Source organism: Pseudomonas sp. GW821-FHT01C01 (assembly GCF_059422645.1).
Genome location: NZ_JBWKXF010000008.1, coordinates 125,640 through 145,879, shown reverse-complemented (window position 1 = coordinate 145,879; position 20,240 = coordinate 125,640). Strand labels below are relative to the sequence as shown.

At 60.1% G+C, this 20,240-nt stretch carries 16 protein-coding genes; 9 read left to right on the top strand and 7 right to left on the bottom strand.

Going from position 1 to position 20,240, the window contains the following annotated elements; genetic code table 11:
- Nucleotides 1-177: 177 nt before the first annotated feature.
- Nucleotides 178-2,688 carry a putative bifunctional diguanylate cyclase/phosphodiesterase gene (locus tag AC07XF_RS08330; RefSeq protein WP_495026119.1) on the bottom strand — a complete coding sequence of 837 codons (2,511 nt, stop codon included), beginning with the start codon at nt 2,686-2,688 and terminating at the stop codon, nt 178-180.
- 944 nt (nt 2,689-3,632) lie between these two features.
- On the opposite strand from AC07XF_RS08330, the gene AC07XF_RS08325 reads away from it, so the two are divergent.
- Together AC07XF_RS08325 and AC07XF_RS08320 are read left to right on the top strand one after the other, a co-directional pair.
- Nucleotides 3,633-4,634 (top strand): AAA family ATPase, encoded by a 1,002-nt coding sequence (locus AC07XF_RS08325; protein WP_495026151.1) that lies wholly within the window; start codon nt 3,633-3,635, stop codon nt 4,632-4,634.
- A gap of 172 nt (nt 4,635-4,806) precedes the next feature.
- Nucleotides 4,807-6,135: a DUF58 domain-containing protein gene (locus tag AC07XF_RS08320; RefSeq protein ID WP_495026118.1), complete on the top strand. Its 1,329-nt coding sequence runs from the start codon at nt 4,807-4,809 to the stop codon at nt 6,133-6,135.
- Nucleotides 6,136-6,172: 37 nt separating this feature from the next.
- Here the strand turns inward: AC07XF_RS08320 and AC07XF_RS08315 are convergent, their stop codons facing one another.
- Together AC07XF_RS08315 and AC07XF_RS08310 are read right to left on the bottom strand one after the other, a co-directional pair.
- A complete protein-coding gene (locus tag AC07XF_RS08315; protein WP_495026117.1) occupies nt 6,173-6,532 on the bottom strand; it encodes a PilZ domain-containing protein in 360 nt (119 codons plus the stop codon).
- Nucleotides 6,533-6,765: 233 nt separating this feature from the next.
- On the bottom strand, nt 6,766-7,149 hold the full coding sequence (locus tag AC07XF_RS08310; protein WP_495026116.1) for a tetratricopeptide repeat protein: 384 nt from the start codon (nt 7,147-7,149) through the stop codon (nt 6,766-6,768).
- Between the two features lie 188 nt (nt 7,150-7,337).
- On the opposite strand from AC07XF_RS08310, the gene pyk reads away from it, so the two are divergent.
- Nucleotides 7,338-8,789, top strand: a complete 1,452-nt coding sequence (gene pyk / locus AC07XF_RS08305; protein ID WP_007986125.1) for a pyruvate kinase — start codon at nt 7,338-7,340, stop codon at nt 8,787-8,789.
- 181 nt (nt 8,790-8,970) lie between these two features.
- Here the strand turns inward: pyk and AC07XF_RS08300 are convergent, their stop codons facing one another.
- The 3 genes from AC07XF_RS08300 to AC07XF_RS08290 form a co-directional block, all read right to left on the bottom strand.
- Complete coding sequence (locus AC07XF_RS08300; protein WP_495026115.1) at nt 8,971-9,720, bottom strand: enoyl-CoA hydratase-related protein; 750 nt, start codon at nt 9,718-9,720, stop codon at nt 8,971-8,973.
- Between the two features lie 146 nt (nt 9,721-9,866).
- Entirely contained in the window at nt 9,867-10,802 is a 936-nt protein-coding gene (locus AC07XF_RS08295) for an iron-sulfur-binding ferredoxin reductase (RefSeq protein WP_495026114.1), read from the bottom strand.
- Nucleotides 10,795-11,901 (bottom strand): GGDEF domain-containing protein, encoded by a 1,107-nt coding sequence (locus AC07XF_RS08290; RefSeq protein WP_495026113.1) that lies wholly within the window; start codon nt 11,899-11,901, stop codon nt 10,795-10,797. Before AC07XF_RS08290 ends, AC07XF_RS08295 begins: the two co-directional genes overlap by 8 nt.
- A 419-nt stretch (nt 11,902-12,320) precedes the next feature.
- Here AC07XF_RS08290 and AC07XF_RS08285 point away from each other — a divergent pair, with 419 nt between their 5' ends.
- The 6 genes from AC07XF_RS08285 to AC07XF_RS08260 all read left to right on the top strand — a co-directional run bounded on the left by AC07XF_RS08285 (nt 12,321) and on the right by AC07XF_RS08260 (nt 19,973).
- Nucleotides 12,321-13,844 carry a fumarate hydratase gene (locus AC07XF_RS08285; protein WP_007993671.1) on the top strand — a complete coding sequence of 508 codons (1,524 nt, stop codon included), beginning with the start codon at nt 12,321-12,323 and terminating at the stop codon, nt 13,842-13,844.
- Between the two features lie 144 nt (nt 13,845-13,988).
- Nucleotides 13,989-15,755 carry a sensor histidine kinase gene (locus AC07XF_RS08280; protein WP_495026112.1) on the top strand — a complete coding sequence of 589 codons (1,767 nt, stop codon included), beginning with the start codon at nt 13,989-13,991 and terminating at the stop codon, nt 15,753-15,755.
- A complete protein-coding gene (locus AC07XF_RS08275; protein ID WP_495026111.1) occupies nt 15,749-17,074 on the top strand; it encodes a sigma-54-dependent transcriptional regulator in 1,326 nt (441 codons plus the stop codon). The genes AC07XF_RS08280 and AC07XF_RS08275 overlap by 7 nt, the downstream gene beginning before the upstream one ends.
- Before the next feature lie 289 nt (nt 17,075-17,363).
- Nucleotides 17,364-18,683, top strand: coding sequence for an MFS transporter (locus AC07XF_RS08270; protein WP_007986116.1), 1,320 nt, complete (start codon nt 17,364-17,366; stop codon nt 18,681-18,683).
- Between the two features lie 224 nt (nt 18,684-18,907).
- Nucleotides 18,908-19,099, top strand: a complete 192-nt coding sequence (locus AC07XF_RS08265; protein WP_495026110.1) for a hypothetical protein — start codon at nt 18,908-18,910, stop codon at nt 19,097-19,099.
- A gap of 250 nt (nt 19,100-19,349) precedes the next feature.
- Nucleotides 19,350-19,973: a flavin reductase family protein gene (locus AC07XF_RS08260; RefSeq protein WP_495026109.1), complete on the top strand. Its 624-nt coding sequence runs from the start codon at nt 19,350-19,352 to the stop codon at nt 19,971-19,973.
- A 5-nt stretch (nt 19,974-19,978) separates the two neighbouring features.
- Here the strand turns inward: AC07XF_RS08260 and AC07XF_RS08255 are convergent, their stop codons facing one another.
- Nucleotides 19,979-20,209 (bottom strand): hypothetical protein, encoded by a 231-nt coding sequence (locus tag AC07XF_RS08255; RefSeq protein WP_495026108.1) that lies wholly within the window; start codon nt 20,207-20,209, stop codon nt 19,979-19,981.
- Nucleotides 20,210-20,240 lie beyond the last annotated feature (31 nt).

The following is a 20,240-nucleotide window of genomic DNA, read 5'->3' as shown; positions in this document are numbered from 1 at the left end:
AGCTCATAGCCTGAGATGTTGTTTATCGTCAACGCCATGCGAGAAGGCTCGCTCCTACTAGCTGTTCGAGGCTACCTCCGGCAGTTGCGGGTGCGAGCCACATTTGAGTCGACCTCTCATCGTCCGCATTGGGTTGAATCCACAGCCGAAAGCGGACGCTCCCAGGCTCCTGCGAAGTTATGGCGATTTAGTCTTGGTCCGTGGGAAATCAGTGCTCGCCATTAATCTTTCGTGAACATACTGCTCAAATTGTTCGGCTGGCAGTGGCGGGGAAAACAGGAAGCCCTGGTAGGTCTGGCAGCCATGCTTGACCAGAAAGGTGCGCTGAGCTTCTGTCTCCACACCTTCTGCAATCACCGAAAGCCCCAATATCTGGCTCAGGCTCACAATCGCGCAGGCAATGGCGGCGTCGTTGGGATCAACCAGCACATCTCTGATGAAGGACTGGTCGATCTTGAGTTGATCCAGCGGAAGGCTCTTCAGGTATGACAGTGACGAGTAGCCGGTTCCGAAATCATCCAGCGAAAGGCCTATGCCGATCTCTTTCAACTCGATCATTTTGGCGACAGTACCTTCCATATCCTCTATCAGCAGGCCTTCGGTCAGTTCCAGTTTCAATTTCTTCGGATCGGCCCCCGTGTATCTCAGTACTTGCAGTACCTCCTCGACGAAGTCCGGATGGTGAAACTGGCGGGCGCTGACATTCACAGCCATACCCAGTCGGGCGGTTTCCGAATGCTTTGCCCAGGCAACCAGCTGAGTGCAGGCTGCCTGCAGCGCCCAACGGCCTAACGGCAGAATCAACCCCGTTTCCTCTGCCAATGGAATGAACTCGCCTGGAAACACGACTCCGCGCTCAGGATTCTGCCATCTCATCAGTGCCTCTGCGCCAATGATACGGCCCTCACTATTCACCTGCGGCTGGTAATGAAGAAGGAATTCGTTGTCCTGCAAGCCTTGGCGCAAGTCTACTTCCAGTCTGGCGCGTGCCGTGGCAACCGCCTGCATTTCCGGATCGAAGAAGCGCATGGTATTGCGGCCCGCCGCCTTGGCGCGATACATCGCCAGGTCAGCGCGCTTCATAATATCGTCCACTGTGCTCAGCTGCCCCTGGAACAGCGCAATGCCGAGGCTGGGGGTGCTGTGGTGATCATATCCATCCAACTGGTAGGAAATGTTCAGAGCGTTGAGAATCTTTTCGCCAATAGCCTTGGCCTGGATAGCGGCTTCTGGAGGGTTCTCATTAAGGCCATCCATCAGGACGACGAATTCGTCTCCGCCCAGGCGAGCCACGGTGTCGCCCTCACGTATGCAGCCGCAAAGGCGCAGAGCAACTTGCTGCAACAACATGTCGCCTCTGTCATGCCCCAGCGTGTCGTTCAGTGCCTTGAAGTTATCCAGGTCAATGAGAATTATCGCGCTCGTATGCAGGCTACGGGAGCTGCCCGCCAGCAGATGCTGTAACCGGTCCAACATGAGCCGCCTGTTGGCCAGCCCGGTCAACTGATCGTAGAAGGCCAAACGCTGGACCTCTTGCTCAGCGGTCTTACGGTGGGTGATGTCAGTATTGATCGACAGAACGGATTGCGGCTGGCCATCATCGTCTCGCACCAGGGTTCGATGACTTTCGAGCGTGATGGTGCAGCCATCCCGGCGTCGAAGTGTAACTTCGTCCGCCCAGTCACCCGTTTCTATCAGGCTGTTAGTGGCCGCATTGAAAGCGGCGCTACCCTGGTAGATCAACTCCTGTGCCGATTTGCCGAGAGCCTCTTCCTTTGACAAACCGTAGAGACGCTCGGCACTTTTGTTCCAGTACAGGATGCGGTTATCCATCCCGTGAACGACAATGGCGTCCTGGGCCTTGTCCAGCAGCGATGCTTGCTGGCGGGCCTGCTTCTCGCTTTCGCGCAGCACTGCCAGATAACCTTCCCTTTCAGCTGCTTGCGACTCCATTTCGCGCCTGATCTTGCCCCCGTAGATAACGGCCGCACTGACCATCAGTAGCACGAACAGCATGATCGCGTATTCGACCCGGCGCAGTTCTTCGACCGACTCAAGCTCCTCCTCCAGGAGCTTGCTTTGAATCAGGCCAACGCGATCCCGCACGGTACTGAGTGAGGCGAGCAACAGGGCAAACTTCCTGTCCATCGTTGCCATGCGCTTGCCGGCATTATCCGACTGCCCCTCCCTGAAGTAGGAAAAGATCAGCAAGGCCTCGTTCACCATTTCGACCATCGCGACATCAATTGCACCCACCTCATCCTTCAATGCAAGGGTAAAGGCTTGTATATCTGCACTGTGTTCAGCCTCATTGGCGATCCGTACTTCCAACTGTTTTTTGGCCATTGCCAAATGCTCGTTGAAGGCGCGCAAGGCTTCATCCATGTTCCGCGATTCGGCTTCAACATTATGCGTATCGAACACATTATTGCCCGGCGCATTGACTGTGGAAGCCAGGCTGCCCAGCGTTGAATAGCTCGACAGCTGTTGGACCCACGACTGGTTTGCCTTGATGGAGCGGTGATAGGTATCGACGATCAGGTGATTCAATAGCACGCTCAGCACAACAACCAGCACGTCGAACCCCGCAAGAAAAAAGTACATGCGGTGCCATTTGGTCGAGCGCGGCTTATTTGAACTGGTGGGTATGGCTTGCTTTGCGGCGCTTTTATTCCTGAAAAAATCCATTTCACAATCTCCATCCCGAGACAAGCAATAGCTACCGAAGCTATACGTCTTAAGTGTCACGCCAACCGACTATTCGACACTAAGCAATGCGTTTGGCGATGCTAATTTCATGGTGAAATTTTTTACTCTCGGAAGCAGTCTCTTAACATTTCGGCGATAAAACGAAATCATTTTCATTTATTGCGTTTGATACGCATCGTTTCAGGTAACGATTCTCCTCGCTCTCCATTGTAGAACTGAACGTCGGCAATCACTTTTGCCAGATGTTCTGTTCCTTTCAATGTCCTCAGCCTCGTTCTGCGCCTCTGGCGAGCGTGCAGACCTTGGCCAGCATGTCTGGGGTGAGCATATCCCCGTTTTCGCAGTGCCCAGCCGCACCGTAGCGAAAGTCGATTCGATCCTGAGTGATCCCGACAGATCTAGTCCAAACCCTGCGCCTGCAGATGCAGGGTTTGCTCCATGTCTTCCCGAGTGTCGTTGCGGATTTGCGCCCCTGAACTGGATGCTTCACGCACAATAGTCGGGTGACATAGGGCACGTTGCGGGTCATTTCCGCGCAGCCTGCCGGACTGCCTGATCAGCTTCGACAGCAGACCAAGCATAGCTACTAATTTGCCATTATTCTCTTCGCCGACTGCTCCAGGTCGGTAGCAGCCCTTGATGGTCGGCAGCTTTCGGCTGTCGTTCGCTGGCACCAGCTTTTTTACAGCGGACTGGTCGCTCGGCCTCCAAAGGCAGGTAATGTCGGCAGTTGACCGTCATAGACTAACCTCCACCTCTGACGAACGCTCAAATGAAGGGTTGCCATGGGATTGCAATGAGGCAGATTGGCAGTCACTCACTCGTTCCACGCGTAAAAAAATACGTGAAAAAAGTTAGATTCGATAAGTGGCTGATTTATGGAAGATAAAACAAATGTAACTGTTAACAAGGCTCCGGAAACGCTGAGTGAACCCATCGAGCCCGACGTATCGGACCATGCCGCCCAACAACGTCAGCGTGCCAGCTATCTGGCCCAGGCCGTACGCCATGAGTTGCAAAAAGCGTTGATCGGCCAGGACAGCGTGATCGACGATGTCCTGACGGCGTTGATCGCCGGCGGTCATGTACTGCTCGAAGGCGTGCCGGGGCTGGGCAAGACCCTGCTGGTGCGCGCCCTCGCCCGTTGCTTCGGCGGTGAATTCGCGCGCATCCAGTTCACCCCGGACCTGATGCCCAGCGACGTTACCGGTCACGCGGTGTACGACTTGCAGACCGAGCAATTCAAGCTGCGCAAAGGCCCGCTGTTCACCAATCTGTTGCTGGCCGACGAGATCAACCGCGCCCCGGCGAAAACTCAGGCGGCGCTGCTCGAAGCCATGCAGGAACGGCAAGTCACCCTCGAAGGCCGGCCATTGCCGATTGCGCAACCGTTCATGGTGCTCGCCACGCAAAATCCCATCGAGCAGGAAGGCACTTATCCGTTGCCGGAAGCCGAGCTGGACCGCTTCATGCTCAAGGTGCGCATGGATTATCCCGACGCCGAACAAGAGCTGAACATGGTGCGCCAGGTCAGCCGCTCGACCCGGGCCGACATGCTTGATGTCCAACCCATGCGCACGTTATTGCAGGCCAGGGATGTGCTGGCCCTGCAACGCATTGCCAGTGACCTGGCGCTGGACGATCAGGTGCTCGATTACGCCGTGCGTCTGGCCCGCACTACACGCAGCTGGCCGGGCCTGATCCTCGGCGCCGGGCCGCGAGCGTCCATCGCACTGGTGCGCTGCGGTCGGGCTCGGGCGCTGCTGCGCGGTGGCGGGTTCGTGATCCCGGATGACATCAAGGGCTGCGCCCTGGCCGTGCTGCGCCATCGGGTGCGCATCGCACCGGAGCTGGACATCGAAGGGCTGGATGTCGATCAGGTACTCCAGCAAATGCTCGACCAAGTGCCAGCGCCACGTTTGTGAACATCCTTATGTCGAACGCAAACCCTGTGGCGAGGGAGCTTGCTCCCGCTGGGTTGCGAAGCAGCCCCAAAACCAGCCGACGCGTTACCCCAGGCAAACCGCGCCCAGCTGTTTTGCGACTGCTGCGCAGCCGAGCGGGAGCAAGCTCCCTCGCCACAAAGGGAATGCGCCGATGAAACCATCGCGCCTGTTGTTGATCTGGCTCGCAGTTCTGCTGGCCATCGGCATCGTGCTGGGCGCGTTGCGGGCGCTGGACATCACAGTTCCATCGAGCCTGCCGGCCATCAACTGGGGCTTGCTGCTGGCACTCCTGGCCTTGGCGCTACTCGACGCGATCCGTCTCAAACGCCAGCCCTCCCCTCGCATTCAACGCCAGGTGCCCGGCAGCCTGGCGCTGGGTCGATGGAGCGAAGTGCAACTGACTGTCGAACACGATTTTACTCAAGCGCTGAACATACAAGTCTTCGACCACTTACCGCCGGGCCTGAGCTTCGAAAACCTGCCGCTGACGGTCGAACTGCAACCCGGTCAGCACAGCCGGATCGACTATCGGCTGCGCCCGCTCCAACGCGGTCACTTGCGCTTCGAACACTGCGAAATCAGCCTGCCCAGCCCCATGGGATTGTGGTCCGGCAAGCGCTTGCTCGACCTTCCCGACACCACCCGCGTCTACCCCGACTTCGCCCGCCTCTATGAAGGACAATTACTGGCGGTGGATAACTGGCTCAGCCAGCTCGGCGTACGCCAGAAGCAACGACGGGGCCTGGGGCTGGAATTCCATCAATTGCGCGAATTCCGTGAAGGCGACAGCCTGCGCCAGATCGACTGGAAAGCCACCGCCCGCCAACGCACGCCGATTGCCCGGGAGTATCAGGACGAACGCGACCAGCAGATCATCTTCATGCTCGACTGCGGTCGGCACATGCGCAGCCAGGATGATGAGCTATCGCACTTCGATCATGCCCTCAATGCCTGTTTGCTGCTCAGTTACGTGGCACTACGTCAGGGCGACGCGGTGGGCCTGACTACCTTTGCCAGCGAACAGCCGCGCTACCTTGCGCCGGTAAAAGGCACCAGCCATCTCAACACCCTGCTCAACAGCGTTTATGACTTGAACAGCACCCAACGCAGTGCCGACTATCAAGCCGCCGCAACGCAACTGCTGACACGGCAAAAACGCCGGGCACTGGTGGTGCTGGTGACCAACCTGCGCGATGAAGACGACGATGAATTGCTTTCGGCCGTCAAGCGCCTGAGCCAGAAGCATCAGGTGTTGGTCGCGAGCCTGCACGAAGACGTGCTCGACACTTTACGTCAGTCACCTGTGCAGACCTTACCCGAGGCGCTGGCGTATTGCGGGACGGTGGATTTCTTGAATGCACGGGCCGAACTCCATGAGCGCTTGAATGCTCATGGAGTGTCAGTGATGGATGTGCGGCCCGGGGAGTTGGGGGCAGAATTGGTGACTCGGTACCTGGGCTGGAAGAGAACTGGAGTTTGAGCCTGAGCAATCACTCACAGCCGGTTTCCCAGTGATCTCAGGCTGACGCAGGTAACGGCAGAAAACTGAAATATTGCTTCAGCGCCTCCACCAACTGCTTATATTCCGGAGGAGCCCGTTGCAGGCTGAACCCGGCGTCGTAATGTTGTGGGGTCGCGTCTTCGTGGCACCACAGGCAACAGGCCTGCAGATCGATGATCCGCTGGCCACCTTCGCTGGCGGGAATTTTCAGGCGCAGGTTGAAGTCCGCGCCGATCATCATCGGCAGCAGGCTGATCAGCATCAGCCCGTCTTCGGAGACATTGCCCAGATAGCCGATGGGTTTGCCGGTGATGCCGTTGAACACTTTCAGGAAGTACGGCAGTTGATGCCGCTCGATTCGGCGGTCGGTGAACATGTGCAATTTCACTATGCAGGGCCCTTAAGCAGAGCCGCACTACTGCTTCGGAACGGGTACGCATTGTGTCGTTGCCCGCTCTCCCCGCTCCCGGTGCGCCAGTCCTTGTAGCGCAGAGTCTTGCTTGTGCCGGTCACAGGTGTTGCCCCGGTCCAGAGGCAAGGCTCTAAAACCGGTTCATTGGACTATAGCTCACCACCGCCGGTGAGCCAGCGATCAGAGGGTTACTGCCATCAGAACTGCGTCGGTTTTACGGCGGCTGCGCTGCGCATCGGGTAGTGGCCAAGGCTCTGCAAGGTTTCCAGGCGGGCGTGGGCGCGGTAGGCGTATTCGCTTTGCGGATACTCGGCGATGATGAACTGGTAGGTCTGGGCCGCGTCGATGAACATCTTCTGTCGCTCCAGGCACAGGCCGCGCATCATCGACACTTCCGGCCACACGTAAGGCCGCGCGCGACTGTCGCGTTCGACCTTGGACAGTTCAAGCATCACCTGCTCGCAATTGCCCCGGTCATAGGCGCTGTAGGCATTGTTCAAATGATGGTTCATCGACCAACGGGTGCAACCCGTGACGCTGAGGGCACTGAGGGCAAGGGCGGCAATGAGCACGAATCGCATGGGGGATCTCCTGTCTTGAACCCTGTATCGACCCGTGGTCGGAAATCTTCAGGCGCCAGATGCAAAGTCGCTACGTTCAATAAAGAAGGCAATAACAAAGTTCTTCGAAAAAAGTAGTGCATACGAACAATGACTACACCTCGAGAGCATAGTAGCCTCACTCAGCGCTTGAACTCAGGAGTCTTTGCATGTCCGTCCGTCGTACCAAAATCGTCGCCACCCTTGGCCCGGCCAGTAACTCGCCGGAAGTTCTCGAACAGCTGATTCTGGCTGGCCTGGACGTCGCCCGCCTGAACTTCTCCCACGGCACCCCCGACGAGCACAAGGCTCGCGCGAAGCTGGTGCGTGACCTCGCTGCCAAGCACGGCCGCTTCGTCGCCCTGCTGGGTGACCTGCAAGGCCCGAAAATCCGTATCGCCAAATTCGCCAACAAGAAGATCGAGCTGAAGATCGGTGATCAATTCACCTTCTCCACCAGCCATCCTCTGACCGAAGGCAACCAGCAAGTGGTCGGCATCGACTACCCGGACCTGGTCAAGGACTGCGGCGTGGGCGACGAGCTGCTGCTCGACGACGGTCGCGTAGTGATGCGCGTCGATACCGCCACGGCCACCGAACTGAACTGCACCGTGACCATCGGCGGCCCGCTGTCCGACCACAAAGGCATCAACCGTCGCGGTGGCGGCCTGACCGCTCCGGCCCTGACTGAAAAAGACAAGGCTGACATCAAGCTCGCTGCGGAAATGGAAGTCGACTACCTCGCGGTATCCTTCCCGCGTGACGCCGCCGACATGGAATACGCCCGTCAACTGCGCGACGAAGCCGGCGGCACTGCTTGGCTGGTGGCGAAGATCGAACGCGCCGAAGCCGTGGCCGATGACGAAACCCTCGACGGCCTGATCAAGGCGTCCGACGCGGTGATGGTTGCCCGTGGTGACCTGGGTGTGGAAATCGGCGACGCCGAACTGGTGGGCATCCAGAAGAAGATCATTCTGCATGCACGCCGCCACAACAAGGCGGTGATCGTCGCGACCCAGATGATGGAGTCGATGATCCAGAACCCGATGCCGACCCGCGCCGAAGTGTCCGACGTAGCCAACGCCGTGCTCGACTACACCGATGCCGTGATGCTCTCGGCTGAAAGTGCCGCTGGCCTGTACCCGCTGGAAGCCGTTCAGGCCATGGCGCGCATCTGCATCGGTGCCGAAAAGCACCCGACCAGCAAGACCTCCAGCCACCGCATCGGCAAAGAGTTCGAGCGCTGCGACGAAAGCATTGCACTGGCGACCATGTACACCGCCAACCACTTCCCGGGCGTGAAGGCGATCATCGCCTTGACCGAAAGTGGCTACACCCCGCTGATCATGTCGCGCATCCGTTCTTCGGTGCCGATCTACGCGTTCACCCCGCACCGCGAAGCCCAGGCTCGCGCGGCGATGTTCCGTGGCGTGTACACCATCCCGTTCGACCCGGCTTCGCTGGCGCCGAACGAAGTCAGCCAGAAAGCAATCGACGAGCTGGTCAAGCGCGGCGTGGTCGAGAAAGGCGACTGGGTCATCCTGACCAAGGGCGACAGCTACCACACCACCGGCGGCACCAACGGCATGAAGATCCTGCACGTTGGCGATCCGATGGTCTGAGTGACCGGTCGCTGAAAAACAAAAGCCCCGCCATGTGAATGGCGGGGCTTTTTGCTTTCTGATCCATTTTTTGTTTTGCCTGATCCGGCCCCTTCGCGAGCAAGCCCGCTCCTACAAGGACCGCGTTACTCCTGTAGGAGCTGGCTTGCCAGCGAAGAGGTCAGAAAGGCCACGACAAAACTCAATGCCGCTTGATAAACCCGGTCAACGCCGCCAACGCTTCCGGCGAACGCAGCCGCTGGGTGAACAACGCACCCTCTTCTTCAATCACCTTGCGCAACAGCTCCCGATCCGGCGCTTTCATCAGTTGCTTGCTGATCCGCACCGCTTCCGGCGGTAGCGACTCAAAGCGCAAGGCCATCTCCCGCCCCTTGGCCAGGGTCTCTTCGCCACTGCCCAAGGCTTCATTGGCAATGCCCCACGCAGCCGCCTGTTCACCGCTGAAACTTTCACCCAGCAGCAACAACTCCGCCGCCTTGGCTTGCCCGAGCAAACGCGGCAGGATCAGGCTGGAACCGAACTCAGGGCACAAACCAAGGTTGACGAACGGCATGCGCAAGCGTGCATCGCGACTGACATAGACCAGGTCGCAATGCAGCAACAGCGTCGTGCCAATGCCCACCGCCGCTCCGGCCACGGCGGCGACCACCGGTTTACGGCATTCGAGCAAGTTGAGCATGAAGTGGAACACCGGGCTGTCGAGACTGTTCGGCGGTTGCTGGATGAAATCGGCGATGTCGTTGCCGGCGGTGAAGCATTCGGCAGAGCCGGTGATCAGCACTGCATTGATCTCGGGGTCGCTGTCGGCCTGTTTCAACGCCTCGGCCAAGTGGCTGTACATGGCGCGAGTCAGGGCGTTTTTCTTGTCCGGGCGATTCAGGCGCAGGGTCAACAGGCCGCGTTCGCGTTCAACTTGGATGGCATCGGTCATGGCAGGGCTCAGCGGTGCGAGGTCAGAAGATTTCATTGTGGTGAGCGAGCTTGCTCGCGCCGGGCTGCGCAGCGGCCCAAAAAACCTGTGAGCGCTGCGCACTCAAGCGCGAGCAAGCTCGCTCGCCACAACAGCGAAGTCAGCGCTCAACCACGGGGCAGGAACACATCGGCCAGCAGTTGATTGCGCGGCAATCCCGCCAGGTACAGGCGCCTGGCGAAGGCGTCGACACTGTCGGGGGCTCCGCAGAGTAAGGCCAGGGTTTGCCGGGAAACAAGCCGCAGTTGCGCCAAAGCCGCTGGCAACTCGGCCGGGGTCCACAGCTCGACGGTCAGGTTCGGACGGCTGGCGGCCATGGCTTGCAGAGGTTTGGCCAGATAGTGTTCATCGGCATCATGGGCCAGGTGAATGATGCGAATGGCGCCCTGGTGATCCTGGCGCAGTGCTTCGCGCAGCACACCAAACAATGGCCCCAACCCGGTACCGGCCGCCATCAACCACAACGGCCGGGCGTGCCAGTCCGGATCGTAATGCAAGGCGCCGCCGCGCAATTCACCGAGACGGATCGGATCGCCGATCTGCATTTGCCTGGCCGCATCGCTGAATTCCCCGGGCTGGCGGCAATCGAGATGGAACTCCAGAAAACGGTCTTCCTGCGGCAGGCTGGCGAGGGAATACGGCCGCGCCACATTGCCCGCCCACAACACCAGGTGCTGGCCGGCGCCATAGCGCAATGAACGCTGCGGGGTGACCCGCAAGCGCAGCACCGTGGTACTCAGCCAATCGACCGCGGCGACCTCGGCCGGCTGGCCATCGAGTTGCGGATCGAAGGCGTGCACTTGCAAATCCTCGACCACCTGGCACTGGCACGCCAGGCGCCAGCCCTGTTCACGCTGCCGTGCACTCAGGGCATCGGGGCGGCTGTCGCTCGGCAGGCCGCGCACACATTGCACCAGGCACGCATGGCAACTGCCGGCGCGACAACTGTAAGGCACCGCCACGCCGTTCTGATTCAATGCGTCGAGCAGATTGCTGCCCGCTGCCACCGACCAGTGGCGCTCGCCAACCCGCAGCTCAGGCATCGACGTTCTCCCACGCTGCCGCACATCGGTTGCGGCCGTCACGCTTGGCGCGATAGAGCGCCTGATCGGCCTGTTGCAGGGCGTCATCGAGGTCGTCGCCCAGCTCCAGCAGGGTCATGCCGGCGGACAGGCTGAGGTTACGCACATTCAGACCGATCAACTCGACATCGGTGAACGCGATGCGCAGCCGCTCGCAGCACGAAGTCAAACTGTCGGCATTGCAATCGGGTAGCAGCACCACGAACTCTTCGCCGCCGTAGCGGGCCAGAACGTCACCGTCGCGCAGGCACGCGGTGGCAACGCCGGCAAAGGCTTGCAGGACCTGATCACCTGCGGCATGACCGTGCAGGTCGTTGATGCGTTTGAAATGGTCGAGGTCGATCAGTGCCAGGCCATGCACGACACCTGCCTCCATGGCCTTCAGCTCGCGGGACGCCAGACGCAGGAAATGCCGGCGATTGAACAGGCCTGTGAGCTCGTCGGTGGCCACCAGGCCTTCAAGCTGGCGCATCATTCCCCGCAGAGTGTCCTGGTGCGCCTGCAACGCAAAACGCCGCTGGCGCATACGCTTTCGCGAGGCCTGGACATGGCGGGCATACAGCACCAGCCACACCAGCACGATGAACAGCACGCAGACCTGCAACACCGCCATGGCCGGGTCGGGCAGCTGGAAGTGGTAGCCCTCCCACAGCGTGATCGCACTGAAACTGAAGAACACCAGCAACGCGCAACGCACAAAGGATCGGCGTGACAGATGGAACAGGCCAAACAGCAGGATCAGGACGTAAAACACCAGAAACGCACCCCGGGCTTCGTCCAGGTGGGCGATCAGCCAGGTTTGCCATCCCAGTCCCAGCAACACTTGTGCCTCGGTCAGGCTGGGATCGGCGAAACGCAGGTTGCAGCCGCTGTAAAACACCGCGAACAGGGTGGCCTGGCTGATCACCACCAGCGCGCTGCCGATGGCGACACTGGAAAGCGGCGCGTCGAAGTGACCGGTAAAAAACGCCAGCCAAAGCAAGAGCAAGGCCAGGGCATAGGTGCCGGCCGCGAGGGCGAAACGTTTGAGCAACAGGCGCTGGATGGCGTTTTGGGTCAATCGTTGACTCACCAAATGAAAGAAGACTGACAGAGCGTCCTACTCTACAGACCGTATGTCACTTTAGTGGCGTGTCTGATAAATGACCATTCAATTTTCGTCAGGTCTAAAACAGCTGCCACGCCATGTCCCCTGTAGGAGCTGGCTTGCCAGCGAAGGCGTACTCGCAGTCGATACGGGTGGCGGCTGGTCCACCGCTTTCGCTGGCAAGCCAGCTCCTACAGGGTTTTATGCATCTTATAAGACCAACGATTGACTACCGGCGCGTGTGCCCTTGGGCGAGGCGCGCTATACTGCCGCGCCTTTTTAGCGTCGCGCCAGCATGCCCGGCGTGCCTTGAAAGGTGCTTGCAACCGACCGATGCACCCAAGCTGCAAGCACCTTATTGAATGTTCCCGTCTTTTAGAGGAGCGCGACTCATGACCGTGATCAAGCAAGACGACCTGATTCAGAGCGTTGCCGACGCCCTGCAATTCATTTCCTACTACCACCCCGTGGATTTCATCCAGGCGATGCACGAGGCCTACCTGCGCGAAGAATCGCCAGCAGCCCGTGACTCCATGGCGCAAATCCTGATCAACTCGCGCATGTGCGCCACCGGCCACCGCCCGATCTGCCAGGACACCGGTATCGTCACCGTGTTCGTCCGCGTGGGTATGGACGTACGCTGGGATGGCGCCACCATGGGCCTGGACGACATGATCAACGAGGGCGTACGTCGCGCCTACAACCTGCCGGAAAACGTCCTGCGCGCTTCGATCCTCGCCGACCCGGCGGGTGCTCGCAAAAACACCAAGGACAACACCCCGGCAGTCATCCACTACTCCATCGTTCCGGGTAACACCGTGGAAGTGGACGTGGCAGCCAAGGGCGGCGGCTCCGAGAACAAGTCGAAGATGGCCATGCTCAACCCGTCCGACTCGATCGTCGACTGGGTGCTGAAAACCGTCCCGGAAATGGGCGCCGGCTGGTGCCCACCGGGCATGCTCGGCATCGGCATCGGCGGCACCGCCGAGAAAGCCGCTGTGATGGCCAAGGAAGTGTTGATGGAATCCATCGACATTCACGAGCTCAAAGCACGCGGCCCGCAGAACCGCATTGAAGAAATGCGTCTGGAGCTGTTCGAAAAGGTCAACCAGCTGGGCATCGGCGCCCAGGGCCTCGGTGGCCTGACCACCGTACTCGACGTGAAGATCATGGATTACCCGACCCACGCCGCGTCCCTGCCGGTGTGCATGATCCCGAACTGCGCCGCCACCCGTCACGCGCACTTCGTGCTCGACGGTTCCGGCCCGGCCTCGCTGGAAGCGCCACCGCTGGACGCCTACCCGGAAATCGTTTGGGAAGCCGGCCCGTCGGCCCGTCGCGTCAACCTCGACACCCTGACCCCGGAAGACGTGCAGAGCTGGAAGCCGGGCGAAACCGTCCTGCTCAACGGCAAAATGCTCACCGGTCGCGACGCGGCGCACAAGCGCATGGTCGAAATGCTGAACAAGGGCGAAACCCTGCCGGTGGACCTCAAGGGTCGCTTCATCTACTACGTCGGCCCGGTCGATCCGGTCGGTGACGAAGTGGTTGGCCCGGCTGGCCCGACCACCGCCACGCGAATGGACAAGTTCACCCGCCAGATCCTCGAGCAGACCGGTTTGCTGGGCATGATCGGCAAGTCCGAGCGTGGCCCGACCGCGATCGAAGCGATCAAGGACAGCAAGGCCGTGTACCTGATGGCCGTCGGCGGCGCCGCTTACCTGGTCGCCCAGGCGATCAAGAAGTCCAAGGTGCTGGCGTTTGCCGAACTGGGCATGGAAGCGATCTACGAGTTCGAGGTCAAGGACATGCCGGTGACCGTTGCGGTCGACAGCAAGGGCGAGTCCGTACACATCACCGGTCCTGCCATCTGGCAGAAAAAGATCAGTGAAAGCCTGGCGGTAGAAGTGCAATAAACGGCACACAGGTCCGCTGAAAAAACCGGTTTGTCGGCAACGACAGACCGGTTTTTTTTCGGCTGGATAACGGTACTCCGGCGAGAGAAGACTGCCCTTCGCATGCTATGGTGCCTTCCCCCATTTTGGCCTGTTGTTCACTGCATGTTGCCGACCTCCCGAACCCTGCGCCTGGCGCTCTACAGCTTATTGATCATCGCCGGTGCCGCCATCGCCGCCACCCTGGCCATGCGCCACACCGTGCGCCAGTCAATGGTCGAAGACGCCGCCCGCGCCAATCAGCAATTGGCGCTGTATGCCACGTCCCTGCATACCCTGATCGAACGTTACCGTGCCCTGCCCGCCGTGCTCGCGCTGGACCCGGAACTGCGCTCGGCGCTCAAGGGGCCGGTGAGCCCCGAGCAGCAGGATGCGCTGAACCGCAAACTGGAAAGGATCAACGGCGCCGCCGACTCCTCGACCCTGGAATTGCTCGACCGCAATGGCCTGGCCATCGCGGCCAGCAACTGGCGCCTGCCCAGCAGTTACGTCGGCCACAACTACGCTTTTCGCCCCTACTTCAGCCAGACCCGCACCCAGGGCACCGGGCGCTTTTACGCCGTGGGCGTGACCAGCGGGATTCCCGGCTACTTCCTTTCCAGTGCAGTCAGCGATGACGACAACCAGTTCCTCGGCGCCATGGTGGTGAAACTGGAGTTTCCCGAACTGGAACGCGAGTGGCGTCAGGGCAGCGACACGCTGTTGGTCAGCGATGCGCGCGGGATCATCTTCATCGCCAACCAGCCGGGCTGGCGCTATCGCCTGCTCAAGCCGCTGAGTGACAGCGATCATGCCGAACTCAAGGCCACCCGCCAGTACGACAAACAGCCCCTGACCCCGCTGGTGTTTCAGTCGTTGCGGCGTTTCGACGACAACAGCGACCTGGCTCGGGTCGATGGCCCGGACGGCAAGGCGGATTACCTGTGGGAATCCCTGCCGCTGAGCGCCGAAGGCTGGACCCTGCACCTGCTGCGGCGCCCGCAGGTCGCCTTCGAAGACAGCCGCAATGCCGCACTCGCCGCGGCCGGGCTGTGGCTGACCCTGGTATTCCTGCTGCTGTTTCTCAACCAGCGCTGGCGCCTGGCCAAACTGCGCCAGCGCAGTCGCGAAGAACTCGAACAGCTTGTACAAGAGCGTACGCGCGATCTGCGCACCGCCCAGGAAGGCCTGGTGCAATCGGCCAAACTCGCGGCGCTGGGGCAGATGTCCGCCGCCCTGGCCCATGAGATCAACCAGCCGCTCACCGCCCAGCGCATGCAGTTGGCGACCTTGCGCCTGCTGCTCGACCACGGCCGGGTCGATGACGCCTACAAGGCGCTCAAACCGGTGGATGAAATGCTCACGCGCATGGCCGCCCTCACCGGCCACCTGAAAACCTTCGCCCGCAAAAGCCCCAGCGGTTTGCGCGAACGCCTGGACCTGGCGGCGGTGGTCGACCAGTCGCTGCAACTGCTCGACACTCGGCTACGCGACGAACAGGTCAGCACAGTGCTGCACCTGACGCGCCCGGCCTGGGTGCGTGGCGATGCGATTCGTCTGGAACAGGTGCTGATCAACCTGCTGCGCAACGCCCTGGATGCGATGCAGGATAAACCCTGCAAACGCCTGGAAATCCGCCTCGAAGCCGACGAACAATTGTGGCGCTTGAGTGTCATCGACAACGGTGGTGGCATTGCCGAGGAAAATCTGTCGAAAGTCTTCGATCCGTTCTTCACCACCAAACCGGTGGGCGAAGGACTGGGCATCGGGCTGGCCGTATCCTTTGCCATCGTTCACGAATCCGGCGGGCGCCTGAGTGCCGGCAATCATGACAAAGGTGCCGTGTTTACCCTGACCTTGCCCATCGACCAGGAGGTGCATGAACCATGCTGAACTCAGTGATGGTGGTCGACGACGAAAGCAGCATCCGCAGTGCCGTCGAGCAATGGTTGAGCCTGTCGGGTTTCGAGGTGCAGCTGTTCAGCCGCGCCGACGAGTGCCTGGTGCAGTTGCCGAAGCATTTTGCCGGGGTGATTCTCAGCGATGTGCGCATGCCCGGCATGACTGGCCTGGAACTGTTGGCGGAAGTACAACGCCGGGATGCCGATTTGCCGGTGATCCTGCTGACCGGGCACGGCGATGTACCGATGGCCGTCGAGGCCATGCGCGACGGTGCCTACGATTTCCTCGAAAAGCCCTTCAGCCCGGAAACCCTGCTCGGCAGCCTGCGCCGCGCCCTCGACAAGCGCCGGCTGGTCCTGGAAAACCGCGCGCTGCACGAGCAGGCGGACAACCGCGCCAAACTGGATGCCACACTGCTCGGCGTGTCCCGTGGCCTGCAAACCCTGCGCCGGCAGGTGCTGGACTTGGCAGCCCTGCCGGTCAACGTATTGATTCGCGGGGAAACCGGTAGCGGCAAGGAGCTGGTTGCGCGTTGCTTGCATGACTTCGGGCCGCGGGCCGACAAGCCCTTTGTCGCACTCAACTGCGCGGCCATCCCCGAGCAACTCTTTGAGGCCGAGCTGTTCGGCCACGAGAGCGGCGCGTTCACCGGAGCGTCCGGCAAGCGCATTGGCAAACTGGAGTACGCCGACGGTGGCACGCTGTTTCTCGATGAAATCGAAAGCATGCCCCTGGCCCAGCAAGTGAAATTGCTGCGGGTATTGCAAGAGCAAAAGCTTGAGCGACTGGGTTCGAACCAGAGCATCCGCGTGGATTTGCGCATCATCGCCGCGACCAAACCGGACCTGCTCGATGAGGCTCGGGCCGGGCGTTTTCGTGAAGACCTGGCCTATCGTCTGAACGTCGCCGAGTTGCGTTTGCCGCCGTTGCGTGACCGGCGCGAGGACATCCCGTTGCTCTACGAGTCGTTTGCCCGCAATGCTGCCGAACGTCTGGGCCGGACCTTGGCGCCGTTGAGCGGTCCGCAGTTGAGCCATCTATTGAGCCACGACTGGCCGGGCAATGTGCGCGAACTGGCGAACGTTGCCGAGCGTCAGGTATTGGGGCTCGGTGAGCCGGAACCCTTGGGCATCGAGCCCGGCCAGTCGCTGGCGGCGCAGCAGGAAGCGTTCGAGGCGCAATGCCTGCGTGCCGCGTTGACCCGGCATAAGGGCGATGTGAAAGCGGTGCTTGAAGAACTGCAACTGCCGCGCCGGACCTTCAATGAAAAGATGCAGCGGCATGGGTTGAGCCGGGAGATGTTCGTGTAGCGCCTGGACTGGCCTCTTCGCGGGCAAGCCCGCTCCTACAATGTGCGCAGTACACAGATCCACTGTAGGAGCTGGCTTGCCAGCGAAGAGGCCGGCACAGCCAACACTCCCCGCAAGCAAATAGGCAATTTTTCGCTCACCACTTACTTCCAATAAGCGGATTTCCGCTTACCAAAACACCCTCACCCCTCTAAACCGGCCCTCTCCCCTTTGGCACAGCTCCTGCTATATCCCCCGCAGGCTGCGTTTAAACGCGCTCCACAAAAACAATTAAACGAAGGATCCTTCAATGGATAACTCCAACTCCCTGCCGCTTGGGTCGGCTGCCGTGCCGGCCAAAGAAAGAACCACGTCCAGCCGCATCAAATCGATCTTCAGCGGCTCCGTTGGCAACATGGTCGAGTGGTATGACTGGTACGTCTACGCCGCTTTCTCCCTGTACTTCGCCAAGACCTTCTTCCCCAAAGGCGACACCACCGCCCAACTGCTCAACACCGCCGCTATCTTCGCCGTGGGCTTCCTGATGCGCCCGATCGGTGGCTGGCTGATGGGGCTGTATGCCGACAAAGTCGGACGCAAAAAGGCCCTGATGGCCTCGGTGTACCTGATGTGCTTCGGCTCGCTGCTGATCGCCCTGAGCCCGAGTTATGAAGTCATCGGCATCGGCGCGCCGATCCTGCTGGTGTTCGCGCGTTTGCTGCAAGGCCTGTCGGTGGGTGGCGAATACGGCACCTCCGCCACGTACCTCAGCGAGATGGCGACCAAGGAACGTCGCGGCTTCTACTCCAGCTTCCAGTACGTGACCCTGATCTCCGGCCAGCTCATCGCCCTGGCGGTACTGATCGTGCTGCAACAATTGCTGACCACCGAAGAGCTCTACGCCTGGGGCTGGCGCATCCCGTTCGCCATCGGCGCGCTGTGTGCAGTGGTTGCGTTGTACCTGCGTCGCGGCATGGAAGAGACCGAGTCGTTCACCAAGAAAGAAAAAGCCAAGGAAAGCGCGATGCGCACCTTGATGCGTCATCCGAAGGAACTGATGACTGTGGTCGGCCTGACCATGGGCGGTACCCTGGCGTTCTACACCTACACCACCTACATGCAGAAATACCTGGTGAACACCGTCGGCATGAGCATTTCCGACTCCACCACTATTTCCGCCGCCACGCTGTTCCTGTTCATGTGCCTGCAACCGGTCATCGGCGGGCTGTCGGATAAAATCGGTCGCCGACCGATCCTGATTGCCTTCGGCATTCTGGGTACGCTGTTCACCGTGCCGATCCTGACTACCTTGCACACCATCCAGACCTGGTGGGGCGCGTTCTTCCTGATCATGGCGGCGCTGATCATCGTCAGCGGCTACACCTCGATCAACGCCGTGGTGAAAGCCGAACTGTTCCCGACCGAAATCCGTGCACTGGGTGTTGGCCTGCCGTACGCACTGACCGTATCGATCTTCGGCGGCACCGCTGAATACATCGCGCTGTGGTTCAAGAGCATCGGCATGGAGACGGGTTACTACTGGTACGTCACGGCGTGTATTGCCGTGTCGTTGCTGGTGTACGTCACCATGAAAGACACCCGCAAGCATTCGCGGATTGTGACGGACTGACCGTCAGCCGGCACTCACTGCAACGGTGAGTGCCATGGCCCTTCGCGAACGACCTCGCGAAGGGCACCATTCATCTCCCCCGCCAGCAAGATAATCATCGGTTAATTCACCGGCCGCACCCTGCAGCCGAGTGCATCCATTTCAACAGGACGCACGTATATCCGTTACAGGCCTCGAAAGAGCGTCTGAACGCCCCCATTGCGAACGTACCTGGAGTACCCGTCATGAAAACCCGACTGATCCTTGCCCTGGCCCTTTCCGTGCTGGCTGCCAATGCCTTTGCAGCCGACGGTTACGACAAAACCGGCTCGGCCTCCTACGGCGCCGGTACCAGCGCTGCCATCGAACAAGCCCATTCGGGCACCTATGCCGCCGACGGCTTCGATAAAACCGGCAGCGCAGAAGCTATCGGCTGAATGTGGAGGGAAGTTCACAGCCCGGCTTCGGCCGGGCTTAATCATTTTTGGGGGGAACACAAAGTCTGGCAATCACATAAAACCTGTGGGAGCGGGCTTGCTCGCGAAGACGGCGGCACATCCAACATCAATGTGACTGGCACACCGCTTTCGCGAGCAAGCTCGCTCCTACAGTGATCGTCATCCGACTGGAAATCCGCGGCGCGTGCTTGCACCATGAGCGTCTCCCGCAAGTTACGGATCTCACTCCATGCCCGACGACATCCATTTCTACGAACCCGCCAACGGCCACGGCCTGCCCCACGATCCGTTCAACGCCATCGTCGGCCCACGCCCCATTGGCTGGATCTCTTCACAGGATGCCAAGGGCCGCTTGAACCTGGCGCCCTACAGTTTCTTCAACGCCTTCAACTACATTCCGCCGATCATTGGTTTTTCCAGCATCGGTCGCAAAGACAGCCTGAACAACATCGAACAAACGGGCGAGTTCGCCTGGAACCTGGCCACTCGGCCGTTGGCTGAACAGATGAACCAGAGCTGCGCCAATGTCGGACCGGAAATCAATGAATTCGAATTGAGCGGACTGACCACCGCTGCTTCAAAAATAATCCAGGTGCCACGCGTTGCCGAAAGCCCGGTGTCCTTCGAGTGCAAGGTCACGCAGATCATTCAGTTGCAACGGGCGGACGGCAATGTGGTGCCAACCTGGCTGATCCTCGGCGAAGTGGTCGCCGTGCATATCGCCAAATGGCTATTAAAGGATGGGGTATACGACACCGCCGCGGCAGAACCGATTCTGCGCGGCGGCGGGCCAGCGGATTATTTCCAGCTGGGGCCTGAGGCCTTGTTCAAGATGTACCGCCCGGGGCGGTGAAGTCATTACCAGAGCAGATCGGTGTTTTCTTTGACGTCCTTGAGATGGTGCAGCTCTTTGGCGGCGGCCAGATCGGCATCATGGGCGGTTTTAAAGACCTGGCCTTCCAGCACTTTGTGAAAACGCGGGGCGCCGGAACCATCCAGCGCTTTGACGGCGATAGCGGCGTGGTAACCACCCTCGCCCGGTACTACAGCGGAAACAGCTTCGAAGTGATCAAAGGCTTTACGTGCCATGTCGCGAATCCTGGCTGGTTGAGAATGCTGT